Below are 22,999 nucleotides of genomic sequence, written 5' to 3'. Positions count from 1 at the left end.
ATTTGTATATTACTCTTTTGTTAATAAATCAAGGTTGTCTAAATATTCACTTTCAAAAGCAAGTTTCTTTTTAGCTTCATTAGTATATTTCTTTACTAATGTACTAGATTTTGGTACTGCTTGTAATGTACCTGCACCGGCAACACATCCACCAGGACAAGCCATACCTTCTAATAAATAACCGTTACGTTTTCCTGCCTTTGCAAGTGTTAACATAGTTCTACAATTTTTTAATCCTTCAGCAGAGTCAATTAAAACTTCTTTTCCAGGATATTTATCATTTATACATTGTTTTATAGCATTAGCAACTCCACCACTTACAGCAAAGCCTCTACCATTTGCAGTTCCTTCTTCAAATGGAGCATCTGCCACTAGTTTAGCCATATCTATTCCTTTTGCTTCAAACATTCCCATAACTTCTTCAAAGGTTAAAACAAAGTCAATATCACTACGAACGCTCTTTCTGCTAGCTTCTAATTTTTTAGCGGCGCAAGGTCCTATAAATACAACCTTAGAATCTGGTTTTTGTCTTTTTATTAACCGACCAGTTAGTACCATTGGTGTCAATGCCATAGAAATATATGGTTTAAAGTCAGGGAATAATTTTTTAGCCATAACAGACCATGCAGGACAACATGATGTAGCCATAAATGGTTGTTCCTTTGGAACTTTAGCTAAGAAATCTTCTGTTTCTTCAACTGTACATAAGTCAGCACCTACAGCAACTTCTACTACATCAGAAAAACCTAATTCCTTTAAAGCTGATTTTACCTTTTCAGGAGTTACACTAGGTCCGAATTGTCCAACAAAAGCTGGAGCTATTGCAGCAATTACTTCTTTTTGTGATTTCATTGCATGTATTATTTGGAATATTTGACCTTTATCAACTATAGCTCCAAATGGACAGTTTACAAGGCACATACCACAAGATACACATTTGTCATAGTCAATTTCAGCGCGACCAAATTCATCAGATTTAATTGCATCCATACCACAATTTTTAGCACATGGACGTTCTAACTTGTTAATAGCATCATAAGGACAAACAGTTTGACAACGACCACATTTAATACATTTTTCTTGGTCAATATAAGATTTCCCATTTACCATACTTATAGCATCTTTTGGACAAACTTCTTTACAAGGATGTGCTAGACAACCTTGGCAAGTGTCTGTAACAACTATTTTTTTCTCAGGACATGCATTACATGCAAATTTGATAATATTAATTAATGGATCATCATAATATTTTTCAGCAATAGCACTTTTATTAATTCCTTTACTTAATGGAGCATGTTCATCCATTTTACGTAAAGGAAGACCTATACCTAAACGTAAACGCTCACCAATAATAGCTCTTTCTAAAAATATGCTATCACGATAAGTTGCTCTTTCTCCAGGTAAAATTTTAAATGGTAGTTCTTCTATTTTGTTTGCATAATCTCCACCTTCATAAGCAAGGCGGGCTATTTCAGTAAAGACCTTTCTTCTTATATCTGTTACCGAATTGTAGATTCCTCTCATCACATATCACCTCAGTATATATTATTCAGTATTTATTATAACTTATAAATTAAAATTTGTAACAAAAAAATATAATTAAATAATTATATTTATTCATTAGTTTTTATTAGCTTTTATTGCAAATTTTTAAGTTAAATGAATAAAATAAAAAAATTACCTTTTAATATAAAATAAAAGATAATTTTTCTAAAAATAATTGTTAAGTATTTTAAATATGAAAAAAGTAGTGGATTAAAAACCCACTACTTTATTACTTTTAGTGATGACCACAATTGTGACCAGTACATGAATTTGAAGGATTAAATTCTACTAATTTATTATTTGAAAATAATTCTATATTTTCTTTTAATGAAGTATTTTCTGCTCTAAATACTTTAACGCCCATAGAATTTAATTTGTTTATAGCTCCAGCTCCAATTCCAAGTACAAGAACTACATCAATATCAGCGCCGCCAATTGCTTTTATTGGTTGACATTGTCCATGTTCATGATTTAAATCTCCATTATTAATAGGAGTAACTTCATTATTTTCAGTGTTTACAACTAAGAAAAATGGAGCAGAACCAAAGTGGTTGTAAGGAATACTTTCTAAACCATTATTTTCTTTTACAGGAATACAAATTTTCATTTTAATTTCCCCTTTCACAATTTGAATTATTACAACTTTTTTTACAATTTTTCTTTCCTTCACAATTAAAGTTTAAGGAATTGAAATTATTTAGTACTTCTACATTAGGATTTTGAAGGTTACTTATAAATTTTATTAATTCATTTAATGTGTCATGATTAACTGAATAATGAATGAAATATCCATTTTTATATCCTTCAACAATACCCAATTCTTTAAGTATTTTAATATGCTGAGAAACAGCAGCTTCAGATATATTAAGATGTTTAGATATACCTTTTGCACATACATTTTTTCTAGCAAGTAAAAAAAGTATTTTTAACCTAGTTTCATCTCCTAAGGCTTTAAAAAGTCTTACTATATTATCCATAAGTACCTCAAAAAATTTTTTAATTAAGTAATTACTTAATTAGATTTTACTCCTTTTAATATTGGATTTCAAGTATTTAATAAAAATATATTGACTATTTTAGTTTAAAATGTTAACATTTACTTGTAAATTTAATAAAATATCTTCAGGGCGGGGCGTAATTCCCCACCGGCGGTAAAGCCCGCGAGCTAAATTTTTAGCATGATTCGGTTAGACTCCGAAGCCGACAGTATAGTCTGGATGAAAGAAGGTAACATGTTAGTAATTATAATTTAGAATTTCTACGCCCTGATATATTTAGATGTATCAGGTTTTTTTATTTTAAATTTATAGTACTAATACTTACCCACCAAAGGAAGATAATTTGGGGGAGGAATTAAAAAATGACATCAAATTTAAACAAAATGGTTAAAATTTCATTATTAACAGGTATTGCATTTATACTTATGTTCTTTGATTTTCCAGTATTACCAATGTTTCCATGGCTTAGAATTGATTTAAGTGATGTGCCAGCACTTATGGGGGCATTTGCTTTTGGACCACTTGCAGGAATTTTAATTGAATTTTTAAAAGTTACAATGAATTTCTTATTACAAGGTAGTTCAACTGGTGGAGTAGGAGAACTTGCAAACTTTATTATTGGAGCATCCTTTGTTGCACCAGCTGCATGGATTTATTTTAAAAATAAATCAAAGAAAACTGCTATTTTAGGAATGGTAGTTGGAGTAATTGTAATGGAGGTTATAGGAATCATAGCTAATGTTTATTTCTTATTACCTGTTTATGGTATGAAAATGGCTCCAGAGGCTCTTATGCAATATGTAACAGTAGGCTTACTACCTTTTAATGGAATTAAAGGTGTGTTAGTATCAGGATTAACATATGTTTTATACAAAAAGGTGTCAGTATCTATTTTTAAAGTTGAACCAAATTTTGAGGGTAAGAAAAATCATAAAGAAAAAATAGCCTAGTAATTAAAAAGAATTAATAAATTAGAATTTAATATAATAAATATTTTAAAATAAACTCTTATGAAAATAAATTTTTCTAAGGGTTTATTTTTTTTACTTTAAAAAGATTACTTTTTTATAAATATAAATTTTATACAAAAAAAATATAATTATATATTTATTAATTAAAAGTATATACTTTTATATACAAAACTTATGTTTTTATGTATAATGTATTTGTAAATATTTAAATGAAGAAAATATTATAGGAGATATAAAAATGGTTAAATATGAAAAAATAGCTTTTTCTTTAAAGGATGATATATTAAATGAAAAATATAAAGCAAATGAGCAGCTACCTTTTGAAAAGGAATTATGTGAAAAGTTTAATGCAAGTAAAATGACTGTAAAGAAAGCTTTAGATATATTAGTAAATGAAGGACTTATAGTAAAAAGAAGAGGATCTGGAACTTTTGTAAAGGATTTGACAAAGGAGGATTTGCTTTATTTAAGTGAAAAGAAACAATTTTTAGGATTAACTAAAGCAGAGGCAGCACATGATATAAAAAGTGATTTATTAGATTTTAAAATAATAAATGCTAATAAAAAAGTAGCCAGTGTTTTAAAAATTGATGAGGATGACTTTGTTTGTTTTATAAATAGGGTTAGATATGTAGATAAGGAACCATTAGTTATTGAAAAAACTTATATGCCTCTTTACATAGTTGAAGGAATAAAAAAAGCAGATGCATTAGATTCAGTTTATAATTTTTTAGAAAATAAACTTAAACTAAAAATACAAAGTGCTCATTCAACAGTTAGAGCAGAAAAACCAAATGAAATAGATAAAAAGTATATGTTACTTAAAGATGATGAACCAGTTATTGAAGTAGAAAAAATAGGATATTTAGAAAATGGTAAAGTTTTTGAATATTCTTTTTCTAGACATAGGTATGATAGATTTGAGTTTAAGGCTGTAACTATTAGATAGTAAAAAATTATAAGAGTTAATTAAACATACAAATTTTGTTTATATATTAATATGAGAATTTTGGGAGGAATAAATATGAGTAAATTTTTAAAATTTCCAGAGAATTTTTGGTGGGGGTCAGCTACATCAGGTCCTCAATCAGAAGGAGAATTTAATAAAAGGCATAAAAATGTATTTGATTATTGGTTTGATAAAAATCCAGAGGTGTTTTTTGATAGAGTAGGTCCAAATATAGCTTCAAATTTTTATAACAGCTATAAAGAGGACATAAAATCTCTTAAAGAAATAGGTTTAAATAGTTTTAGAACATCAATTCAGTGGACAAGACTTATAAAGGATTTAGAAACAGGGGAGCCAGATGAAGATGGTGTAAGATTTTATAATGATGTAATAGATGAATGTATTAAAAATAATATGACTCCAGTTATGAATCTTCATCATTTTGATCTTCCAGTTGAGCTATATGATAAATATGGTGGATGGGAATCTAAAAAAACTGTTGAGTTATTTGTTAAGTTTGCAGAAACTGCCTTTAGATTATTTAGTGATAGAGTTAAATACTGGACAACTTTTAATGAACCAATAGTAATTGTTGAAGGTCAGTATTTATATAAATTTCATTATCCACAAATAGTTAATGGTAAAAAGGCTGTACAAGTTATGTACAATTTAAACTTAGCATCAGCTAAGGCAATAAAAGTATTTAGGGATAAAAAATATAATAAAGATGGAGGTAAGATTGGTATAATACTTAATTTAACTCCAGCATATCCAAGATCAGAAGAAGAAAAGGATGTTAAAGCAGCCAAATTTGCTGATAACTTTTTTAATAATTCATTTTTGGATGTAGCAGTAAAGGGAGAGTTTCCAAAGGAGCTTGTAGAAATTTTAAAAAAGGATAAGGTTATTTGGGACTTTACTGATGAAGAAATGAAAATATTAAAAGAAAATACAATTGACTTTTTAGGAGTGAATTATTATCAGCCAAGAAGAGTAAAGGCAAGGGAAAAAGATATTGATGAGAGTAATGGATGGATGCCAGATAAATATTTTGATAACTATGAAATGCCAGGAAGAAGAATGAATCCTTATAGAGGATGGGAGATATATCCTAAATGTATGTATGATATAGCAATAAATATAAGGGATAATTATTTTAATATACCTTGGTATATTTCAGAAAATGGCATGGGTGTAGAAGGTGAAAGTAAGTACATCAATGAAGATGGAATTATAGAGGATGATTATAGAATTGACTTTTTTAAAGAGCATTTAGAATATCTTCATAAAGGTATAGAGGAAGGTTCTAATTGTTTTGGATATCACACATGGACACCTATTGATTGTTGGTCATGGTGTAATGCTTATAAAAATAGATATGGTTTTATATCTTTAGATTTAGAAACTCAAAAAAAGACTGTTAAAAAATCAGGAAAATGGATAAAAGAAGTTTCAAAAAATAATGGTTTTAATTTATAGTAAATAAAAAAGCAAAATAATAAATATTTAAGATGGGATAAAATTTAGGCTATGTTTTTAAGTGAATGGTTAAAACATAGCCAAATTTTTTTGTTTTGCTTTTTAAACATATTTTATTTATGTAACCACATTATATTTGCAGCTTCTTTAGGATTTTCATAAAAGTTTTTTCTTAAACCTTCACTAATAAATCCAAATTTTTCATAAAGATTAATTGCAATTTCATTTGATTCTCTAACTTCTAATGTTATATCTTTGCAATTATTTTTTTCTAATTCTAAAAGTAATGTTTCCATTAGCTTTTTTGATATGCCTTGTCCTCTGAAATTAGGATGTACAGCTACATTAGTAATTTGACCTTCACAGGCAATTATCCATGCACCAGCAAATCCTACTACTTCATTATTACTTTTACATATAATATAAGTGGCAAACTTGTTAGAAAGCTCCTTTTCTATAGAATCTAAGCTCCAACTTTCTTTAAGACTTAGTTTACCAACATTATAGACACCTTCAATGTCTTCCTTTTCCATTTTTTTAAGAATTACATTCGCCATTGTTCATTTGAAGCCTTTTTTCTAATTCTCTAACAGCTTGAGGTTTCTTTAAATAAAGTGGAGAAGAATTTTCATCATCTTTAATACCATTTTTAAGAAGATTTAATCCTATTTCTCCTATTTGAGATGCTTTTACTGTATTTATATGAACTGGGGCAAAGGAAATATTTTTAATGTTTTCAACTAAATAATCCTTATGTTTATATACTCCGTCACCTGTAAAAATAACCTTTTCTCCTAAAGAGTTAAGTTTTTCTTTAAGTTCAGAAAGATCCATTGAAGTGCAGTCAACTATTTTTTCAAGTTTACCATTTATTGATTTATACATTGCAGTATAAACATTATCCCTTAAAGCATCCATTATTGGACATATGATACCATCAAAGGATGAAAGGGAATAAGCTAACCCCTCTAAAGTGGAAACACTAACATAAGGCTTTCCACTTCCAAAACTAAGACCTTTAATTGTTGCCATTCCTATACGAAGACCTGTAAATGATCCAGGACCTTTAGAAACAACAAAGCCATCTATATCATCTATAGATAAATCTGAATCCTTTAATAATTTTTCTATTATTCCCATAAGAAGAACAGAATGCTCTCTTTTATTATTTAAAGTATATTCTGCTAAAAGCATATCATCTTTTATTAATGCAGCTGTTGCACATTTTGAGGATGAGTCAACACTTAAAACTAACATAAAGTCAGCTCCTTTACATAATTGTATTTTTCACCATAAGGAGTAATGATTATTTTTCTATAATCCTCTCCTTTAGTTAAATCCTTTTGTATATATATATGTAGGTAATCCTTTGGAAGGATTTCTTCTATATAATTTGCCCATTCAATAATTGAAACTCCATTACCAAAAATATAATCATCAAAACCAATTGCATAAATTTCATCAGGGTCACTAACTCTATAAACATCAAAATGATATAATTTAATTCTTCCTGAATCATATTCATTTACAATGGTGAAAGTTGGGCTAGTAATATTTTCATCTATTCCAAGACCCTTAGCAATACCTTTAGTAATATGAGTTTTGCCAGTACCTAAATCTCCAGTTAAGCAAATAATGTCACCAGGGTTTAAAAGTTTTCCTAAAGCATTTCCAAGTTTTGTAGTTTCGTAAATACTATTAACTTCAAATTCCATTAAATTAAATGCTCCTTTCTTTAAAATATAACCTATCCTTATATTCTATCCAAAAATTTAAAAAAAGAAAAGTAAAAGTAACATAAAAGTAATTGCATTATAGATATAAAAAGTGTAAAATAAAGTAACGTAAAATATTTACAGAATATAAGTCGAAATTAAAATATATATTATAAATGAGAGGGTATATAAAGAGGTGGAGACATGAAAAAGTTAACAGCTGCCATGCTAATAATAACAGCGGCCTTTTTTTTAGGTATTGGAGGAGTTTCTAAAACTCTAATGGCAGATACGTCAGAAAATGAAAAAAATAATAGAGATGTATATTTAAACATAATTACAGTTAATAAACCAGAATATGAAATGGTTAAAGAAATAGCTGGAGATAAGCATAATATAGAATATATGTTTAAAAATACAAAGGACATAAAAGATTATAAATATGATGAAAATACATTAAAAAATATATCAAATATGGATTTATTCTTTTATTCAGGAGCAGGTAATGAAAATGCTACTATAAATAATATGATAAATGGACTAGATAAGAGTAACTTAGGTGTTGTAAATTTATCAAGGGGAATAAGAGAATTAAAGTACAAAGTTGACGGAAAAGATATACAAAATCCTTATTATTATTTAGGAATACCTGAATATAAAATAATGCTTTATAATGCAAAGGCAGCTCTTCAAGAGAAGGATCCTGCAAATAGAGATTATTATGAAGGAAATTATAATAAATTAGTTAAGAGTATTGATGAATCAAAAAGTAGTTTTGACAAAAATACAAAAGGAATAGATAAATATACATTTGTATTAGAAAATAAAAAGTTAGAATATTTCTTTAAAGGTCTTGGAATAAATTTTAAAGTATTACCTGAAAAATCAAGTTTAGAAGATTATGCTAAAGATAATAATTTAAATGTTAAAGACATAGTATTTGTAAAGAGTGAAGATAGCAAATACAAGGGCAAAGAGGACGTAAAGATAATAAATTTAGATTCTTTCAATGATAATAAAGAATTTAAAAAAATAATAAATGATAATATGAAACAATTAGAGGATTTGGTTAATAAAAGCAAATAAAATTGTTGCTTTTTTATAACATATATATTATAATCAATATTGTCCTAAAGGGGTATGGCTCAATTGGTAGAGTAGTGGTCTCCAAAACCATTGGTTCTGGGTTCAAGTCCTAGTGCCCCTGCCAGATATTAATAAAAAAGCTAGAAACTTACGTTTCTAGCTTTTTTTTGTATTATTAATTTAAAATATTAAATTCTTAATATTTTTATTATTATATTTTCCAAAATAAAAAAACGTGATACAATAAAAACATCAAATTTATTATCAATATGGAAAACGTATACTAAATATCTTATTTACACTTTCAATTTATTTATAAATAAGGAGAATGTAAATATGAAAGAATTTAGTTTAAAAACTAAAATTTATTTTGGTGAAGGAGCTTTAAATAAATTAAGTGAAATATCTAATAAGAGAGTTTTGATTATTTGTGATAAATTCATGGAAACATCTGGAATGGCTAAAAAGGTAGCGGAAAAATTAAGTGGATGTGAAGTATTTATTTTTAGCGATATAGTACCAGATCCTAGTGTTGAAATTGTAGCTTCAGGAGTTCAAAAACTTAGAGAATGTAGTGGAGATATTATAATAGCTTTAGGTGGAGGATCTTCTATAGATGGAGCTAAGGCAATAAGGGAGTTTTATAAAAATTTATCTGGAGAATCTAATAAAAATATAGAATTTTATGCAATTCCAACTACTAGTGGAACAGGTTCTGAGGTAACTGAATATGCAGTTATAACTAATAAAGATGAAAACCTAAAATATGCATTAACAGATAAAGAACTTTTGCCAGATGTTGCAATACTAGATGCTGAACTTGTAAAATCTGTACCTAAAAGTATAACAGCTGATACAGGTATGGATGTAATTACTCATGCAATTGAAGCTTATGTTTCTAAGAATGCTACAGATTTTTCAGATGCTTTAGCAGAAAAAGCTTTAAGTTTAGCTTTTAATTATTTAAAAGATGCCTATGTAAATGGTGAAGATTTGGTAGCTAGAGAAAAGCTACATAACGCTTCATGTTTAGCTGGAATGGCATTTAATTTTGCTGGTCTTGGAATTACTCATAGTTTAGCACATGCTATAGGAGGAAAACTTCACATACCACATGGTAAAGCAAATGCTATAATATTACCTTATGTTATAGATTTCAATGCAAATATAAATAATAATTGTTATATAAAAGAGTATGATTTAGCTGCTAAAAAATATCAAAGATTAGCTAAAAATTTAGATATGAATGGTAGTAGTGTTGTTATAGGTGTTAATAATCTAGTAAGAAATATTATCTCACTTAAAAAAGAATTAAATATTCCTTCAACTTTGAAAGAACTTAATGTAGATATTGATTTAACTAATGAAGTTAAAGAAGAAATTATTACTGCAGCCTTAGAGGATGTTTGCACAAAAGCTAATCCAAGAGCTGTTTCAAAAGCTGATTTAGAAAAATTATTAGATAAGATTATAGGAATTTAAATAAAAGAGGTTAGAAGTATAGCGCTTCTAACTTCTATTTTTTTACTTTAATTAAAAAAATTACTATATATATATTTATTAATGATAATTTGACAAAAAAATATCAATATGATAATCATATATACAAGAAGTTACTAAGTTAATAAAGAATGGGGGAAAACAAATGAAAGATGAAAAGTATTATATCGGAAAGGTGGAAAAAATCTGCAAGATAAGTAAAAAGACCTTAAGATACTATGACAAGATTGGTGTATTATCTCCTGATGAGGTACAAAATGATAACGGATACAGATACTATAGTAAAGATAACTTATTGTCTATACCTGTAATAAAGTATTATAAACAAAGTGGATTTAAGCTTGAAGAGATTAAAAATTTACTTTATGAACTTGAATGTAATGATATTGAAGAGAATTTTAGAGAAAAAATTGAGGAGCTTGAAGAAACAGAACGAAAATTAAATCTAAAAAAGAAATCAATTAGAGATTGGCACTCCTTAGTTAAAGAAGCTAATATGGTTATTGAAAATAATCTTTGTGATGTTTGTGTAAAATATATTGAAAAGAGCGAAATGTTATTTCTAGATCAAGATTTTAATTATGATTATATGGATTCAATAATAAACATAGATTTTACAAATTACATAGAGAGTATAGAGAATGCTATTACAGGACCTGTTATAATACAATTTCCATCCCATGAAGAAAAGATTAACGGAAAGTGCAAAAAAATGAGAATAATTCAAAAGGGGCTTATAAAATGTGAACCTGAAAAAACAATGGAGTTTGGTGGAACCTTAGTAGCTTCCTGTTATCATATAGGTTCACATGATAATATTAATGATACATATAAAAAAATAAAAGATTGGATTAAAGAACATAATTACGAACATGAGGAAGAATGTTATGAAAGATATGTAGTTGATTATTGGACAAGTAAAGATAATAAAAATTTTGTAACAGAAGTTATGATAAAAATAAAAAACAAATGTAAAACTAAAAATTGAAAACCTTATACTATACTGTAAGATTTTAAAAAAAGTATGTAGTTAAAAACTACATACTTTTTTTTAGTTAGTTAGTTATTTATTAAAAAAAATTTATAAACAAATGTTTTTATTGATAAATGTTAATAAAATACACTAATTATTATTAAATTATCAATATGTAAATGTTTTATTTTATATATTGACCTTAAAGTTAACTGGAGGGATTATAATTTAAGCAACAAGAATAGAAGATGTAAAAAGATTATTTAGTGTTTCCAAAAGATAATAAATTTGATAATAAGTTTTAAAGGTTACAACTAAAGTAAAGGTTTTTATTAATTATTAAAATAAAATGATTGCTTAAGTAAAAATAATAAAAATTTAAGAGAATCAATTTATTGATAAAAATTATAAAAGGGAGGAGTTTTTATTTATGGCTGAAGTTTCAGTAGGAATCGATGTAAAAAATGGCTCTAATGGAGATAAACACAAAAGAGCTATGGCGATGAAAGAAAAAATGAAAACTAAATTTTTCAAAAAAGGTGTATCCATAGCATTATTTTCAGGTATTGCATATGGACTTTATACTGCATTTTTAACTATGGGAATGAGCAAAGGTGTTTGGGCTGATTGGTATGGCGCAAATACTGCTGGATTATCAGCATTTGTAGTTGTATATTTACTTGCGGCATTAGGTAACGCTATAAATGATACTTGTAGTGCATTTTGGGCAATAGGTAACTCTGTTGTACAAGGAAAGTTTAAAGATTTTATAAGATGCTTAAATACTAAACCTGGAAGAACAATTATTATTGCAGCTCTTATAGGAGGTCCAGTAGCTGGTACAGCTTATGTTGTTGCTCTTCAAATGGCAGGACCTATAATTGTTCCAATATCAGCTCTTTGTCCAGCAATAGCAGCAATACTTGGAAAAATATTATATAAACAAGAAATAAGTAAAAGAATGGCTGTTGGAATTGCAATTTGTATATGTGCAAGTTTCTTAATAGGAAGTACAGGATTTTCAGGAGGAATTTCAGGAACAATATTACTTGGAATTTTTATAGCAGTTATAGCAGCTTTAGGATGGGGATTTGAAGGTTGCGTTGCAGGATATGCTTCAACAATGGTTGATCCTCAAATTGGAATTTGTATACGTCAATTATCTTCAGGAATAGCAAACTTATTTATAGTTGTTCCAATAATGGGATTAATGGCTGGCGGATTAGAAGTATCAAGCAATCTAGTAATACAAGCTTTCACTAGTGGACCTGCAATGATTTGGTTTGTTTTAAGTGGATTATTAACATTTTTAACATTCATGGCATGGTATGCAGGAAACAGTATGTGTGGAGCTGGACTTGGAACAGCTTGTAATGGTACATATTCATTCTTTGGTCCATTTTTCTGTTATATAGTTTTAGGAGTTATTTCAGGAATGGATGGATGGTCATTACCTACAGTTGCTTGGATAGGAGCTGTAATAATGATGGTAGGTATATTAACTATAGCTATGAATCCTTTAGATTTATTTAGAAAGAAGAAGGAGGCTTAAATAATATGAAACCACTTAATTATGCTATACTAAAATATTTTACAACAGTTAAGGAAGCTTCTGCTGATGATGTTATGAAGGCTTTAGCAAAAGATTATTCTACATTTAAAGCATTTACAAAAGATTCTATTATTAATGCCTTAATGACAGCTGAGGCAAATGGATTAATTGAAGAAGTTGGAATTGATTTAGATCATAATGATGAATTAGTTATTTATTATCATGCTAATGAAGAAAGTAAGGCTACAATAAATAGCTTTATAAAAGATTAATAAAATTTAATGTGATTTAAAATAGGAGGCATTTTAAATGAAATATTATGGAGATGAGGCTTTAGGATTAGTAGAAACAATAGGATTAGTTCCAGCACTTGAAGCAGCAGATAAAATGTTAAAGGCAGCAGATGTTGAATTAATCTCATATGAAAATATAGGATCAACACTTGTTACTGTAATGGTAAAAGGAGATGTTGCAGCAGTTAAATCCGCAGTGGAAGTTGGTGCAGAAGCAGCAGCAGCAATAGGAAAATTAACAGCTAAAAATGTTATGCCAAGACCAATTAGAGAAGTTGGAAAAATAGTATCAGTTCATGATATTGATGAATAAAGAAAGGATATGATTAGTTATGATTAGACGTGAAGCAATAGGATTAATTGAAACTTTCGGACTAGTTTTTGCCTTAGAAGCAGCAGATGCTATGTGTAAGGCGGCAGATGTTGAATTAGTTGGTTATGAAAATGTAGCATCAGGATATATTTCTGTTATAGTAACTGGAGATGTTGGAGCTTGTAGTGCAGCAGTAGAAGCTGGAATTAGAGCAGTTAATGAAATGGAAGATGGAAATCTTTATAGCTCAGTAGTTATTGCAAGACCTCATAATGATCTTCAAAAAATAATAGATAAATATGCTATAGAAGCTATTTAAAATTTAATAAAAAGGGGAGAAGAAAATGAATATTATAGATAATGATTTACTCTCCATGCAAGAAGCTAGAATTCTTGTTGAAAATGCACATGAAGCTCAAAAAAAGCTAGCAACATTTTCACAAGAAAAACTTGATGAAATAGTTTATCGTATGCTTGAAGAAATTGAAGAATATGGGAAGGAACTTGCAAGAACTTCTTTTGAAGAAACAGATTGCGGTAAAGTAGAAGACAAATTAATAAAAGATAAATTTGTAAGTACATATTTAAGGGATAATTTAAAAGGAATGAAATGTGTAGGAATCATAAATAAAGATGATTCAAAGAAAACTATGGATATTGGTGTACCTATAGGAGTAATAGCAGCATTTTGTCCTGAAACTAATCCTGTTTCAACAATAATTTATAAGGCAACAATAGCTATTAAATCAGGTAATGCAATAATATTTGCATTGCATCCAAGAGCAAAAAAAGTAATGAAAAGAACTTTAGATATTTTAATTAGGGCTGCAGAGGGATATGGACTTCCAGAAGGTGCATTATCTTACTTAAGTACAATATCAGTTAGTGGCTCAAAAGAATTAATGAGACATAAAGATACATCACTTATTATGAACACAGGAATTTCAGAAATATTAGAAATAGCTTATAAATCAGGAAAACCAATAATTTATGGAGGAGCTGGAAACGGACCAGCCTTCATAGAAAGAACAGCAGATATCAAAAAGGCAGTAAAAGATATTATAGACAGTAAAAGTTTTGATTATGGTATTGTTTCAGGAGCAGAACAATCTATTGTAGTAGATAGTTTAATTGCAAATGAGGTTAAAAATGAGCTTGTAAAAAATGGTGGATATTTTATGACTGATGAAGAATCAGAAGCTTTAGGAAAACTTTTATTTGATAAAGATGGAAATTTTGAAAGAGAATTTATTGGTAAATCTCCACAATTTTTAGCTAAAAGAGCTGGATTTAATATTCCATCTGATGTAAAGGTTTTATTAAGTAATCAAAAATATGTTTCATTAGATAATCCTCATTCTAAAGAAAAACTTTGTCCAATACTTTCCTTTTATATAGAAGATGATTGGATGCATGCCTGTGAAAAATGTATTGAGCTTTTATTAAGTGAGAGACAAGGTCATACATTAATTATACATTCAAGGGATGAAGAGGTAATAAGACAGTTTGCTTTAAAGAAACCTGTTGGAAGAATACTTGTAAATACTTCGGGAGTATTTGGAAGTATAGGAGCAACTACTAACCTTTTTCCATCAATGACTTTAGGAAGTGGTTCTGTAGGTAAAGGAATGACCTCTGACAATGTATCTCCAATGAATCTAATTTATATAAGAAAAGTTGGATATGAAGTTAGAAGTAAAGAAGAACTTTTAAAAAGTATAGGAATAAATGAGAATGTAAATTTATCTTTAGAAGGTAATGAAGAAGATGATTCAATAGAAAATATTAAATTACTAAAAAATGTTTTAAAGCAAATATTAGATTCATCAAAATAAAAAAAGAAAAGGAGTAAATAAAATGGATATTCGTGAATTTTCAAATAAATTTATGGAAGCTACTCAAAACATGTCACAAGAAGAGCGTGAAGCTTTAATTAAAATGTTTAAGAGTGTTTCAAATGAAATAATAACAGAAGACAAGCCTCAAAAGGGTGATTGTGTAGTATGTGAAAATGATGGAAAAGTTCCAGAAGGTATTACTGAACGTTTAGCTAAATTAAAGGAAAATTATTTAAAACAAGTACCTTCAATTACAACACATAGAGCAAGAGCTATAACACAAATAGCTAAAGAAAACCCAGGTATGCCAAAGTCAATTTTAAGAGGAAAATGTTTCAAACATTGTTGTGAAACAGCACCACTTTTAATTCAAGATAATGAGCTTATAGTAGGAGCTCCAAATGGTGCACCAAGAGCTGGAGCATTTTCTCCAGATATAGCATGGAGATGGATGGAAGATGAAATTGACACAATTTCAACTAGACCTCAAGACCCATTTTATATTTCAGAAGAAGATAAAAGAGTAATGAGAGAAGAGCTATTCCCATTTTGGAAAGGTAAATCAGTTGATGAATATTGTGAAGATCAATATAGAGAAGCTGGAGTTTGGGAACTTTCAGGGGAATCATTTGTTTCAGATTGCTCATACCATGCAGTAAATGGTGGTGGAGATTCAAATCCTGGATATGATGTTATCTTAATGGGAAAAGGTATGCTTGATATTAAGAAGGAAGCAGAAGATAAGTTAAAAGAACTTAATTATGCAAATCCAGAAGATATAGAAAAGATTTATTTCTATAAATCAGTAATAGATACAGCAGAAGGTGTAATGATTTATGCTAAGCGTATGTCAGATTATGCAGCTGAACTTGCAAGTAAGGAAACAAATCCTAAACGTAAGGCAGAATTATTAAAAATATCAGAAATAAATGCAAAAGTTCCAGCAAATAAACCAGAAACTTTCTGGGAAGCAATTCAAGCAGTTTGGACAATAGAATCACTTTTAGTAGTTGAAGAAAATCAAACTGGTATGTCTATAGGTCGTGTTGACCAATATATGTATCCATTCTTTAAAGCTGATATTGAATCAGGTAGAATGACTGAATTTGAAGCATTTGAACTTGCAGGATGTATGCTTATAAAAATGTCAGAGATGATGTGGATAACAAGTGAAGGTGGATCTAAGTTCTTTGCAGGTTATCAACCATTTGTTAACATGTGCGTTGGTGGAGTTACAAGAGAAGGACGAGATGCCACTAATGACTTAACTTATCTATTAATGGATGCTGTAAGACATGTAAAAATATATCAACCTTCATTAGCTTGTCGTATACATAAGGCATCACCTCAAAAATATCTTAAGAAGATAGTTGATGTAATAAGAGCAGGTATGGGATTCCCAGCATGTCACTTTGATGATGTTCATATAAAGATGATGTTAGCTAAAGGAGTTTCAATAGAAGATGCTAGAGATTATTGTTTAATGGGATGTGTTGAACCACAAAAGTCAGGAAGACTTTATCAATGGACTTCAACAGGATATACTCAATGGCCAATATGTATTGAACTTGCATTAAATCATGGAGTACCACAATGGTATGGAAAACAAGTATGTCCAGACTTAGGAGATATAGATAGCTTCAAAACATATGAGCAATTTGAAGAAGCAGTTAAAGAGCAAATCAGATATATAACTAAGTGGACAAGTATTGCAACAGTAATTTCTCAAAGAGTTCATAGAGAATTAGCACCAAAGCCACTTATGTCAATTATGTATGAAGGATGTATGGAAAAAGGTAGAGGTGTAGAAGCTGGTGGTGCAATGTACAACTTTGGACCAGGAGTTGTTTGGAGTGGACTTGCAACATATGTTGACTCAATGGCAGCTATTAAAAAGCTTGTATTTGAAGAAAAGAAATACACATTAAGAGAAATAAATGAAGCATTAAAGGCTGACTTTGAAGGCTTTGAAAGATTAAGAAAAGATTGTTTAGAAGCACCTAAGTATGGTAATGATGATGATTATGTTGATTACATTGCAGCTGAATTAATTAACTTTACTGAAATGGAACACAGAAAATATAAAACATTATATTCTGTTTTAAGCCATGGTACTTTATCAATATCAAATAATACTCCATTTGGACAATTAACAGGAGCAACTGCAAATGGACGTAAAGCTTGGACTCCATTATCAGATGGTATTAGTCCAACACAAGGAGCAGACTATAAAGGACCAACAGCAATAATAAAATCAGTTTCAAAAATGGCCTGTGACAATATGAACATAGGTATGGTTCATAACTTTAAATTAATATCAGGACTTCTTGATACTCCAGAAGGAGAAAATGGAATAATTACATTATTACGTAGTGCATGTGCCCTTCAATTAGGAGAAGTACAATTTAACTATTTAGATAACAAAACATTAATTGAAGCTCAAAAGAACCCAGAAGCATATAGAGATTTAATAGTTCGTGTTGCTGGATATAGTGCATACTTCGTTGAATTATGTAAAGATGTTCAAGATGAAATTATAAGTAGAACAGTACTTACACATTTTTAATAAGAAAGCTGGAGAGTTTAAATGAATAATAACATAAATGGAATTATTGAAAGAAAGGCAAGGATCTTCAATGTTCAAAAATATAATATGTATGATGGACCAGGTGTAAGAACAATAATTTTTTTTCAAGGATGTCCATTACGTTGTAAATGGTGTGCTAATCCAGAAGGGATGATGAAGAAAAATAGAGTAATGTTTAAAAGTAATTTATGTATAGATTGTGGACAGTGTGCAGAAGTTTGCCCTGTTGGAATCCATACAATGAATAATATAACTAATAAACATGAAGTTAATCATAATATTGAATGTATTGGTTGTGGAAAATGTGTAGATGTATGCTGTAACTCAGCTATAACTATTGTTGGAGAAACCAAAACAATATCTGAACTAATGGAAATTATAGAAGAAGATAGAACCTTTTATGAGCTTTCTGGCGGTGGAGTTACTTTAGGTGGTGGAGAAGTTTTAATGCAACCTGAGGCAGCAGCTAATTTGCTTATGGCCTGTAAAAATTCAGGTATTAATACTGCAATTGAAACATCAGGTTATGCAAAGGTAGAGGATATACTAAAGGTTGCAGAATTTACAGATTTATTTCTTTTTGATATTAAGCATATTAACTCAGAGGAACATTTTAAATGGACTGGAGTTAGAAATGAACAAATATTATATAATCTTGAAAAGTTATTACAAAATAAATACAATGTACAAATTCGTATGCCACTTTTAAAAGGGGTTAATGATAAGAGAGAGTATATTGAAAAAGCTATGGAATTTTTAATGCCATATAAAGATTATAAAAACTTTAAAGGAATAGATCTTCTACCATATCACAAAATGGGTGTAAATAAATATAATCAATTAGGTGTTGATTATAAGATAGAAGGAGATCCAAGTTTAACTAATGAAGATTTAGATAAAATTGAATCTTGGATTAAAAATTATGACTTAAAGGTTAAAGTAGTTCGCCACTAATAGAAATATGTAAAGGGTGATAGTGATGGAAAGTTTTGAAAATAGAGATATTCAAAGAGTAATACAAGAATCAGTGCCAGGTAAACAAATTACAATATCACATATTATTGCTTCACCTATGAAAGATATATATGAAAGATTAGGAATAGATGAAAGGGGAGCCATAGGAATTTTAACTCTAACACCTTATGAAACAGCAATTATTGCAGCAGATATTGCAACTAAGGTAGCAGATGTTGAAATTGGATTTTTAGATCGTTTCACAGGATCTGTACTTATAAATGGAGATGTAGATAGCGTTGAAACTGCATTAAGTTCAGTAAATGAAACTTTAAAAAATATGTTAGGCTTTACCGTATCTCCTATAACAAGAACGTGAGAAAGAAAAGGATAATGGTTATTGGGCCAAGTAGATGTGGAAAAACAACAATAGTTAATTATTTAAATGGATACAATGGCCCTTTAAGAAGAACGGCAGATGTTATTTATGGTGAAAATACTATGGACATCCCTAGTTCATATATTGAAAATTCCTGGATGTATAAACATATAATCGCTTTAGCTCAAGATGCTTCAAAGATTTTAATATTATTAGATGGATCTAATTGCACACAAATATATTCAGAAGGTTTTGCAAAGTTATTTTCTAAGCCGGTTATTGGAGTAATTACGAAATTAGATTTAAATTCTAATAATAAAGAAAAATGTATAAAACAATTGAAAAGAATTGGAGTTAATGAGCCATACTTTTTAATTAGAAAAAATGATGAGGTAGGTATTAAAATGCTTAAAGAATATCTACTTAAATAGGTAGGTGAATGGAAAAGTGCCTAAATTTATAACTGAAGATTATTTAAAAGATTCATACAAAAAAGAACCTTTTACTACTTATGAATTAAATACTGGAGAGCGCCTTACACCTGGAGGAAGACAATATTTATTAGATAAAGGAATAAAGATAAATAGTAACTTACCTACAGATAACAAAAAATTAGAAAAAAAGACTGAAGAAAAAGTTGAAAATAAAGATAAGGTAAATAAAAAACTTATCTACAAATTTAAAGCTATTGAGTCTATAACTTTAAGTTGTGCTAATGAATTATTAAATGAAGATTTAATACTAGCACAAAAGGTAGTTGATATAGAAAGAAACATTAAAAATATTAGAAAGTTTATAGAAGGTAAATGTGAATTAGAAGTAATTAATGAATGTATTCCTAAAGAATATTTGAAATCATGTGACCTCGAGATTACCGATATTTATATGCACCTAGAAAATAGCAAAGAAATTTTTAATTTATATTACCTTTTCTGTAAACTTAAAGAATTTAAATATGAAATCATTGAAGAAGAATATGAGCTTTTAGAAAAGATTTTAAATAATTTAGATTCACTAATAAATATATTATATGAAATGATTTGTGAAGCAACAGGAGGTATGAAGTGTCAGATAAAAAAATGATTTTCGAATATTGTGATAACTTAGTTCAAAAATTTGAAGAGGTTATAGAAAAACCTATTTTAGAAAAATCATCTGTATATTACACAGGAGTAGATTTAGGAACTGCTTGTGTAGTCCTAGCAGTACTTGACGAAAATTACAGACCAGTTGCTGGAGCATATAGATATGCTGATGTAGTTCGTGATGGAATGGTAGTTGACTATATAGGAGCAGTTAAGATTGTAAGAGAATTAAAAGAAGAAATAGAAGAAAAATTAAATACTGAATTGTTATATGCAGCAGCAGCAATTCCACCAGGAACAGATGCATTAGATTCAGGAGCAATTAAAAATGTAGTACAAGCTGCTGGATTTGAATTAACAAATCTTTTAGATGAGCCTACAGCTGCAAATGAAGTTTTAAAAATTCAAAATGGAGCAGTTGTAGATATTGGTGGAGGTACTACAGGAACTTCTATTATTAAAGATGGAAAAGTTGTATATGTAGCAGATGAACCAACTGGAGGAACACATTTTTCACTAGTTATTTCAGGAGCTTATGGTATGACTTTTAATGAAGCAGATAAATTTAAAAGAGATAATAGAAAACATGAAGAACTATTACCAGTTTTAAAGCCTGTTATTGAAAAGGTTGGATCAATTATAAATAATCATATAAAAAATTATGATGTACAAGAAATATCTTTAGTAGGTGGTACTGCTTGTTTAACTGGAATAGAAGAAGTTATAGAAAAACAAGTTAAAATTTACACTCATAAACCAAAGAACCCTATGTTTGTAACTCCATTAGGTATAGCACTTAGTTGTACCAAAGAAATCATGGAATAATTGGAGATGATTATATGGATTTTAGATTAATAAAATCTCCAACAAAAGGAACAAAGGAAGCTCTTAAAAGAAGAATGAGCCAAAAAGGATTAGATATTCTTAATGAAGCTGGTGCAATTGGATTAGTTCAAGGGAAAGTTATAGATATGATTTATGCAATTGATATTGCAGAAAAAGCTGCAAATGTAGTTGTTGAAGATATTAGGGGGATTTGTCCACAGCATATGACTTCAATAGCTATATTAGGAGATACATCCTCAGTTGAATCTGCAATGGAAGAAATCAAATTAAAAATGAAAGAAGGTAAGTGCTTATGATAACTGCAAAATTAATTGATACTATTTGGGCAACTAGAAAAGCGGATACTTTAAATGGTTTAAAATTTATGCTTGCTGAAGAATTAGGTGGCAAAGAAGAGGGTAGAAGATTTATAGTTACTGACATAATAGGAGCAGGTATAGGAGATAGGGTTATTGTAAGTACTGGCTCATCAGCTCGAAGAATGATAGGAGATGATAATATTCCAATAGATGCAGCCGTCATAGGAATAATTGATGAAGACTGTAATTTTGGATAAGTTATAAAAATTTAGTTTTGAAAGGAAGTGAGTTGATGAAAAGATTAATTTGTGCAGATGACATGGAGACTTTTGTAAAAAGTGGTGAAAAAACATTTTTTATAGACAATGATGTTATATTAACACCTTCTGCAAAGGATATAGCAAAAAATAATGGTATAGAAGTTACTACTAAAAAAGTTAATCAAAAAGAAATTGAAAATTTAGATAGTGAAAAGTTACTTGATATTTTTAAAGCTATGATTAATGAAGGTTTACTTCAAGAAATGTTAAATTCACTAACAAATGATTCTAAGTTTAGTGCTGAATGTGATAAAAATGGACTTAAAGTAGTTAAAGGAAATTCAGTAAAGATGGATGTATTTGATACTGGAAATCCAGAAGCTAATGTGCATTTTCAAGAATTAGTAAGTAAAGATGAATCAAAAATGAGTGCAGGATTATTAACTATAGAAGATTCAAAGTTTGAGTGGGAGCTAACATATGAGGAAATCGATTATGTTATTGAAGGAACTTTAACTGTTGAAATAAATGGTAAAACTTATACAGCAAATGAAGGAGATATACTATTTGTTCCATCAGGATCTAAAGTCGTTTGGGGATCACCTAATAAAGCTAAGGTATTTTATACAACATATCCAGCAAATTGGGCAGATTTACTTTAACTTAAGGAGGATTAAATTGTTATGCAAGCACTTGGATTAATAGAAACTAAAGGATTATTAGCAACCATAGAGGCTGCAGATGCAATGGTAAAGTCAGCAAATGTTAATATCCTTGAGAAAGTATATGTTGGTGGTGGATTAGTTTCAGTAACTATAACAGGTGATGTTGGTGCTGTAAAGTCAGCAATAGATGCTGGTATATCAGCTGTTAATAGACTTGGAGAAAATTTCTTAATTTCTAGTCATGTAATCGCAAGACCCCATTATGATCTAGAAAGCATAATAGAAACTAAACCAGCAATTGAAAAGGCAGAGGAAATTATAGAAGAAGCTATAGAGGAAGAACTTATAAAAGATGAAGTTTGTGAAGCTACATTAGAAGTTATAGAAAATATAGCAAAAGAAGAAGAGCTTAACACTTCATTAGAAAAGGACTTAGAGGAAGTTAATAATAATGAAACTCAAATAGAAAATATTGAAATAGAAATAGAAATTGATAGAGAAAAATTAAATAAGCTAGTGGAAGAGGAAGGTATAGAAAAATCAATTCAATTATTGAAGGATTTAAAAGTATCAAGAATTAGAAAATTAGCTAAGGAATTTAAGGATTTTGATCTTACAAGTAAAACTATTTCAAAATTAGATAAAGATTCATTAATTAAAAAGTTTAAAGAATATTACAAAAATAAATAAAGAGTTTTTGCAAAAGGAGGAA

27 protein-coding genes, 1 tRNA gene and 1 riboswitch are annotated in these 22,999 nt (G+C 28.9%); of the genes, 22 read left to right on the top strand and 6 right to left on the bottom strand.

Annotated elements, in window-relative coordinates:
* Positions 1-9 precede the first annotated feature (9 nt).
* From J2S18_RS03370 to J2S18_RS03360, 3 genes are all read right to left on the bottom strand, one after another.
* The gene (locus tag J2S18_RS03370; RefSeq protein ID WP_307483205.1) at positions 10-1,524 is read right to left on the bottom strand and encodes a 4Fe-4S dicluster domain-containing protein; all 1,515 of its coding nucleotides are present in this window, start codon (positions 1,522-1,524) and stop codon (positions 10-12) included.
* A 256-nt stretch (positions 1,525-1,780) separates the two neighbouring features.
* A complete protein-coding gene (locus tag J2S18_RS03365) occupies positions 1,781-2,152 on the bottom strand; it encodes a NifB/NifX family molybdenum-iron cluster-binding protein (protein WP_307483202.1) in 372 nt (123 codons plus the stop codon).
* A 1-nt stretch (position 2,153) separates the two neighbouring features.
* A complete protein-coding gene (locus J2S18_RS03360) occupies positions 2,154-2,522 on the bottom strand; it encodes an ArsR/SmtB family transcription factor (RefSeq protein WP_307483199.1) in 369 nt (122 codons plus the stop codon).
* Between the two features lie 137 nt (positions 2,523-2,659).
* Positions 2,660-2,778: riboswitch (FMN riboswitch) on the top strand.
* Between the two features lie 127 nt (positions 2,779-2,905).
* Here J2S18_RS03360 and J2S18_RS03355 point away from each other — a divergent pair.
* The 3 genes from J2S18_RS03355 to gmuD all read left to right on the top strand — a co-directional run bounded on the left by J2S18_RS03355 (position 2,906) and on the right by gmuD (position 5,942).
* Positions 2,906-3,493 carry an ECF transporter S component gene (locus J2S18_RS03355; protein ID WP_307483196.1) on the top strand — a complete coding sequence of 196 codons (588 nt, stop codon included), beginning with the start codon at positions 2,906-2,908 and terminating at the stop codon, positions 3,491-3,493.
* Between the two features lie 259 nt (positions 3,494-3,752).
* Positions 3,753-4,463, top strand: a complete 711-nt coding sequence (locus J2S18_RS03350; RefSeq protein WP_307483193.1) for a GntR family transcriptional regulator — start codon at positions 3,753-3,755, stop codon at positions 4,461-4,463.
* 75 nt (positions 4,464-4,538) lie between these two features.
* Entirely contained in the window at positions 4,539-5,942 is a 1,404-nt protein-coding gene (gmuD, locus tag J2S18_RS03345) for a 6-phospho-beta-glucosidase GmuD (RefSeq protein ID WP_307483190.1), read from the top strand.
* A gap of 113 nt (positions 5,943-6,055) precedes the next feature.
* Here the strand turns inward: gmuD and rimI are convergent, their stop codons facing one another.
* Genes rimI through tsaE form a run of 3 tightly spaced genes read right to left on the bottom strand, consistent with a single transcriptional unit; the run spans position 6,056 to position 7,657 of the window.
* Complete coding sequence (gene rimI / locus J2S18_RS03340) at positions 6,056-6,499, bottom strand: ribosomal protein S18-alanine N-acetyltransferase (RefSeq protein ID WP_307483187.1); 444 nt, start codon at positions 6,497-6,499, stop codon at positions 6,056-6,058.
* Positions 6,480-7,199, bottom strand: a complete 720-nt coding sequence (gene tsaB / locus J2S18_RS03335; protein ID WP_307483184.1) for a tRNA (adenosine(37)-N6)-threonylcarbamoyltransferase complex dimerization subunit type 1 TsaB — start codon at positions 7,197-7,199, stop codon at positions 6,480-6,482. Before tsaB ends, rimI begins: the two co-directional genes overlap by 20 nt.
* Positions 7,193-7,657, bottom strand: a complete 465-nt coding sequence (tsaE, locus tag J2S18_RS03330) for a tRNA (adenosine(37)-N6)-threonylcarbamoyltransferase complex ATPase subunit type 1 TsaE (protein ID WP_307483180.1) — start codon at positions 7,655-7,657, stop codon at positions 7,193-7,195. Before tsaE ends, tsaB begins: the two co-directional genes overlap by 7 nt.
* Positions 7,658-7,861: 204 nt before the next feature.
* On the opposite strand from tsaE, the gene J2S18_RS03325 reads away from it, so the two are divergent.
* The 19 genes from J2S18_RS03325 (at position 7,862) to J2S18_RS03235 (ending at position 22,977) form a co-directional block, all read left to right on the top strand.
* Positions 7,862-8,743: a metal ABC transporter substrate-binding protein gene (locus J2S18_RS03325; protein ID WP_307483177.1), complete on the top strand. Its 882-nt coding sequence runs from the start codon at positions 7,862-7,864 to the stop codon at positions 8,741-8,743.
* Between the two features lie 48 nt (positions 8,744-8,791).
* Positions 8,792-8,867 (top strand) — tRNA-Trp (locus J2S18_RS03320).
* 212 nt (positions 8,868-9,079) lie between these two features.
* Entirely contained in the window at positions 9,080-10,225 is a 1,146-nt protein-coding gene (locus J2S18_RS03315; protein ID WP_307483176.1) for a 1-propanol dehydrogenase PduQ, read from the top strand.
* A 163-nt stretch (positions 10,226-10,388) separates the two neighbouring features.
* Positions 10,389-11,231, top strand: a complete 843-nt coding sequence (locus J2S18_RS03310; protein ID WP_307483174.1) for a MerR family transcriptional regulator — start codon at positions 10,389-10,391, stop codon at positions 11,229-11,231.
* Between the two features lie 481 nt (positions 11,232-11,712).
* Entirely contained in the window at positions 11,713-12,768 is a 1,056-nt protein-coding gene (locus J2S18_RS03305) for a DMT family transporter (RefSeq protein WP_307483536.1), read from the top strand.
* A gap of 5 nt (positions 12,769-12,773) precedes the next feature.
* Entirely contained in the window at positions 12,774-13,040 is a 267-nt protein-coding gene (locus J2S18_RS03300; protein ID WP_307483171.1) for a hypothetical protein, read from the top strand.
* A 37-nt stretch (positions 13,041-13,077) separates the two neighbouring features.
* Positions 13,078-13,374 (top strand): BMC domain-containing protein, encoded by a 297-nt coding sequence (locus tag J2S18_RS03295; RefSeq protein ID WP_307483169.1) that lies wholly within the window; start codon positions 13,078-13,080, stop codon positions 13,372-13,374.
* A gap of 19 nt (positions 13,375-13,393) precedes the next feature.
* Entirely contained in the window at positions 13,394-13,693 is a 300-nt protein-coding gene (locus J2S18_RS03290) for a BMC domain-containing protein (protein WP_307483166.1), read from the top strand.
* A gap of 25 nt (positions 13,694-13,718) precedes the next feature.
* Entirely contained in the window at positions 13,719-15,209 is a 1,491-nt protein-coding gene (locus J2S18_RS03285) for an aldehyde dehydrogenase family protein (protein ID WP_307483163.1), read from the top strand.
* 22 nt (positions 15,210-15,231) lie between these two features.
* Complete coding sequence (cutC, locus tag J2S18_RS03280) at positions 15,232-17,778, top strand: choline trimethylamine-lyase (protein WP_307483160.1); 2,547 nt, start codon at positions 15,232-15,234, stop codon at positions 17,776-17,778.
* A gap of 21 nt (positions 17,779-17,799) precedes the next feature.
* Entirely contained in the window at positions 17,800-18,753 is a 954-nt protein-coding gene (gene cutD / locus J2S18_RS03275; RefSeq protein ID WP_307483157.1) for a choline TMA-lyase-activating enzyme, read from the top strand.
* Positions 18,754-18,778: 25 nt separating this feature from the next.
* On the top strand, positions 18,779-19,132 hold the full coding sequence (locus J2S18_RS03270; protein ID WP_307483154.1) for a BMC domain-containing protein: 354 nt from the start codon (positions 18,779-18,781) through the stop codon (positions 19,130-19,132).
* The gene (locus tag J2S18_RS03265) at positions 19,129-19,563 is read left to right on the top strand and encodes a EutP/PduV family microcompartment system protein (RefSeq protein WP_307483151.1); all 435 of its coding nucleotides are present in this window, start codon (positions 19,129-19,131) and stop codon (positions 19,561-19,563) included. The genes J2S18_RS03270 and J2S18_RS03265 overlap by 4 nt, the downstream gene beginning before the upstream one ends.
* Before the next feature lie 16 nt (positions 19,564-19,579).
* Positions 19,580-20,215, top strand: coding sequence for a cobalamin adenosyltransferase (locus J2S18_RS03260; protein ID WP_307483148.1), 636 nt, complete (start codon positions 19,580-19,582; stop codon positions 20,213-20,215).
* Positions 20,212-21,042, top strand: coding sequence for an ethanolamine utilization protein EutJ (eutJ, locus tag J2S18_RS03255; protein WP_370873751.1), 831 nt, complete (start codon positions 20,212-20,214; stop codon positions 21,040-21,042). Before J2S18_RS03260 ends, eutJ begins: the two co-directional genes overlap by 4 nt.
* Before the next feature lie 14 nt (positions 21,043-21,056).
* Positions 21,057-21,359: a BMC domain-containing protein gene (locus J2S18_RS03250; protein ID WP_307483144.1), complete on the top strand. Its 303-nt coding sequence runs from the start codon at positions 21,057-21,059 to the stop codon at positions 21,357-21,359.
* Positions 21,356-21,619, top strand: coding sequence for a EutN/CcmL family microcompartment protein (locus J2S18_RS03245; protein ID WP_307483142.1), 264 nt, complete (start codon positions 21,356-21,358; stop codon positions 21,617-21,619). Before J2S18_RS03250 ends, J2S18_RS03245 begins: the two co-directional genes overlap by 4 nt.
* Before the next feature lie 35 nt (positions 21,620-21,654).
* On the top strand, positions 21,655-22,284 hold the full coding sequence (locus tag J2S18_RS03240) for a EutQ-related cupin domain-containing protein (protein ID WP_307483140.1): 630 nt from the start codon (positions 21,655-21,657) through the stop codon (positions 22,282-22,284).
* Positions 22,285-22,305: 21 nt separating this feature from the next.
* On the top strand, positions 22,306-22,977 hold the full coding sequence (locus tag J2S18_RS03235) for a BMC domain-containing protein (protein WP_307483138.1): 672 nt from the start codon (positions 22,306-22,308) through the stop codon (positions 22,975-22,977).
* Positions 22,978-22,999: the final 22 nt, after the last annotated feature.

This window comes from Eubacterium multiforme (genome assembly GCF_030813415.1).
GTDB classification, from domain to species: Bacteria; Bacillota; Clostridia; order Clostridiales; family Clostridiaceae; genus Clostridium; species Clostridium multiforme.
The sequence above is the reverse complement of the archived record's forward strand: the minus strand, read 5'-3'. Positions and strand labels throughout refer to the sequence as shown.

Bases quoted from the DNA above. Each gene is read 5' to 3' on its own strand.
- J2S18_RS03370 (WP_307483205.1), bottom strand. From the start codon at position 1,524: ATGAGAGGAATCTACAATTCGGTAACAGATATAAGAAGAAAGGTCTTT.
- J2S18_RS03235 (WP_307483138.1), top strand. From the start codon at position 22,306: ATGCAAGCACTTGGATTAATAGAAACTAAAGGATTATTAGCAACCATA.
- cutC (WP_307483160.1), top strand. From the start codon at position 15,232: ATGGATATTCGTGAATTTTCAAATAAATTTATGGAAGCTACTCAAAAC.
- J2S18_RS03295 (WP_307483169.1), top strand. From the start codon at position 13,078: ATGAAATATTATGGAGATGAGGCTTTAGGATTAGTAGAAACAATAGGA.
- J2S18_RS03245 (WP_307483142.1), top strand. From the start codon at position 21,356: ATGATAACTGCAAAATTAATTGATACTATTTGGGCAACTAGAAAAGCG.
- gmuD (WP_307483190.1), top strand. From the start codon at position 4,539: ATGAGTAAATTTTTAAAATTTCCAGAGAATTTTTGGTGGGGGTCAGCT.
- J2S18_RS03310 (WP_307483174.1), top strand. From the start codon at position 10,389: ATGAAAGATGAAAAGTATTATATCGGAAAGGTGGAAAAAATCTGCAAG.
- eutJ (WP_370873751.1), top strand. From the start codon at position 20,212: ATGATTTTCGAATATTGTGATAACTTAGTTCAAAAATTTGAAGAGGTT.
- J2S18_RS03250 (WP_307483144.1), top strand. From the start codon at position 21,057: ATGGATTTTAGATTAATAAAATCTCCAACAAAAGGAACAAAGGAAGCT.
- J2S18_RS03270 (WP_307483154.1), top strand. From the start codon at position 18,779: ATGGAAAGTTTTGAAAATAGAGATATTCAAAGAGTAATACAAGAATCA.
- rimI (WP_307483187.1), bottom strand. From the start codon at position 6,499: ATGGCGAATGTAATTCTTAAAAAAATGGAAAAGGAAGACATTGAAGGT.
- J2S18_RS03325 (WP_307483177.1), top strand. From the start codon at position 7,862: ATGAAAAAGTTAACAGCTGCCATGCTAATAATAACAGCGGCCTTTTTT.
- J2S18_RS03305 (WP_307483536.1), top strand. From the start codon at position 11,713: ATGGCGATGAAAGAAAAAATGAAAACTAAATTTTTCAAAAAAGGTGTA.
- J2S18_RS03360 (WP_307483199.1), bottom strand. From the start codon at position 2,522: ATGGATAATATAGTAAGACTTTTTAAAGCCTTAGGAGATGAAACTAGG.
- J2S18_RS03355 (WP_307483196.1), top strand. From the start codon at position 2,906: ATGACATCAAATTTAAACAAAATGGTTAAAATTTCATTATTAACAGGT.
- J2S18_RS03300 (WP_307483171.1), top strand. From the start codon at position 12,774: ATGAAACCACTTAATTATGCTATACTAAAATATTTTACAACAGTTAAG.
- J2S18_RS03290 (WP_307483166.1), top strand. From the start codon at position 13,394: ATGATTAGACGTGAAGCAATAGGATTAATTGAAACTTTCGGACTAGTT.
- J2S18_RS03365 (WP_307483202.1), bottom strand. From the start codon at position 2,152: ATGAAAATTTGTATTCCTGTAAAAGAAAATAATGGTTTAGAAAGTATT.
- tsaE (WP_307483180.1), bottom strand. From the start codon at position 7,657: ATGGAATTTGAAGTTAATAGTATTTACGAAACTACAAAACTTGGAAAT.
- J2S18_RS03350 (WP_307483193.1), top strand. From the start codon at position 3,753: ATGGTTAAATATGAAAAAATAGCTTTTTCTTTAAAGGATGATATATTA.
- tsaB (WP_307483184.1), bottom strand. From the start codon at position 7,199: ATGTTAGTTTTAAGTGTTGACTCATCCTCAAAATGTGCAACAGCTGCA.
- J2S18_RS03315 (WP_307483176.1), top strand. From the start codon at position 9,080: ATGAAAGAATTTAGTTTAAAAACTAAAATTTATTTTGGTGAAGGAGCT.
- J2S18_RS03285 (WP_307483163.1), top strand. From the start codon at position 13,719: ATGAATATTATAGATAATGATTTACTCTCCATGCAAGAAGCTAGAATT.
- J2S18_RS03240 (WP_307483140.1), top strand. From the start codon at position 21,655: ATGAAAAGATTAATTTGTGCAGATGACATGGAGACTTTTGTAAAAAGT.
- cutD (WP_307483157.1), top strand. From the start codon at position 17,800: ATGAATAATAACATAAATGGAATTATTGAAAGAAAGGCAAGGATCTTC.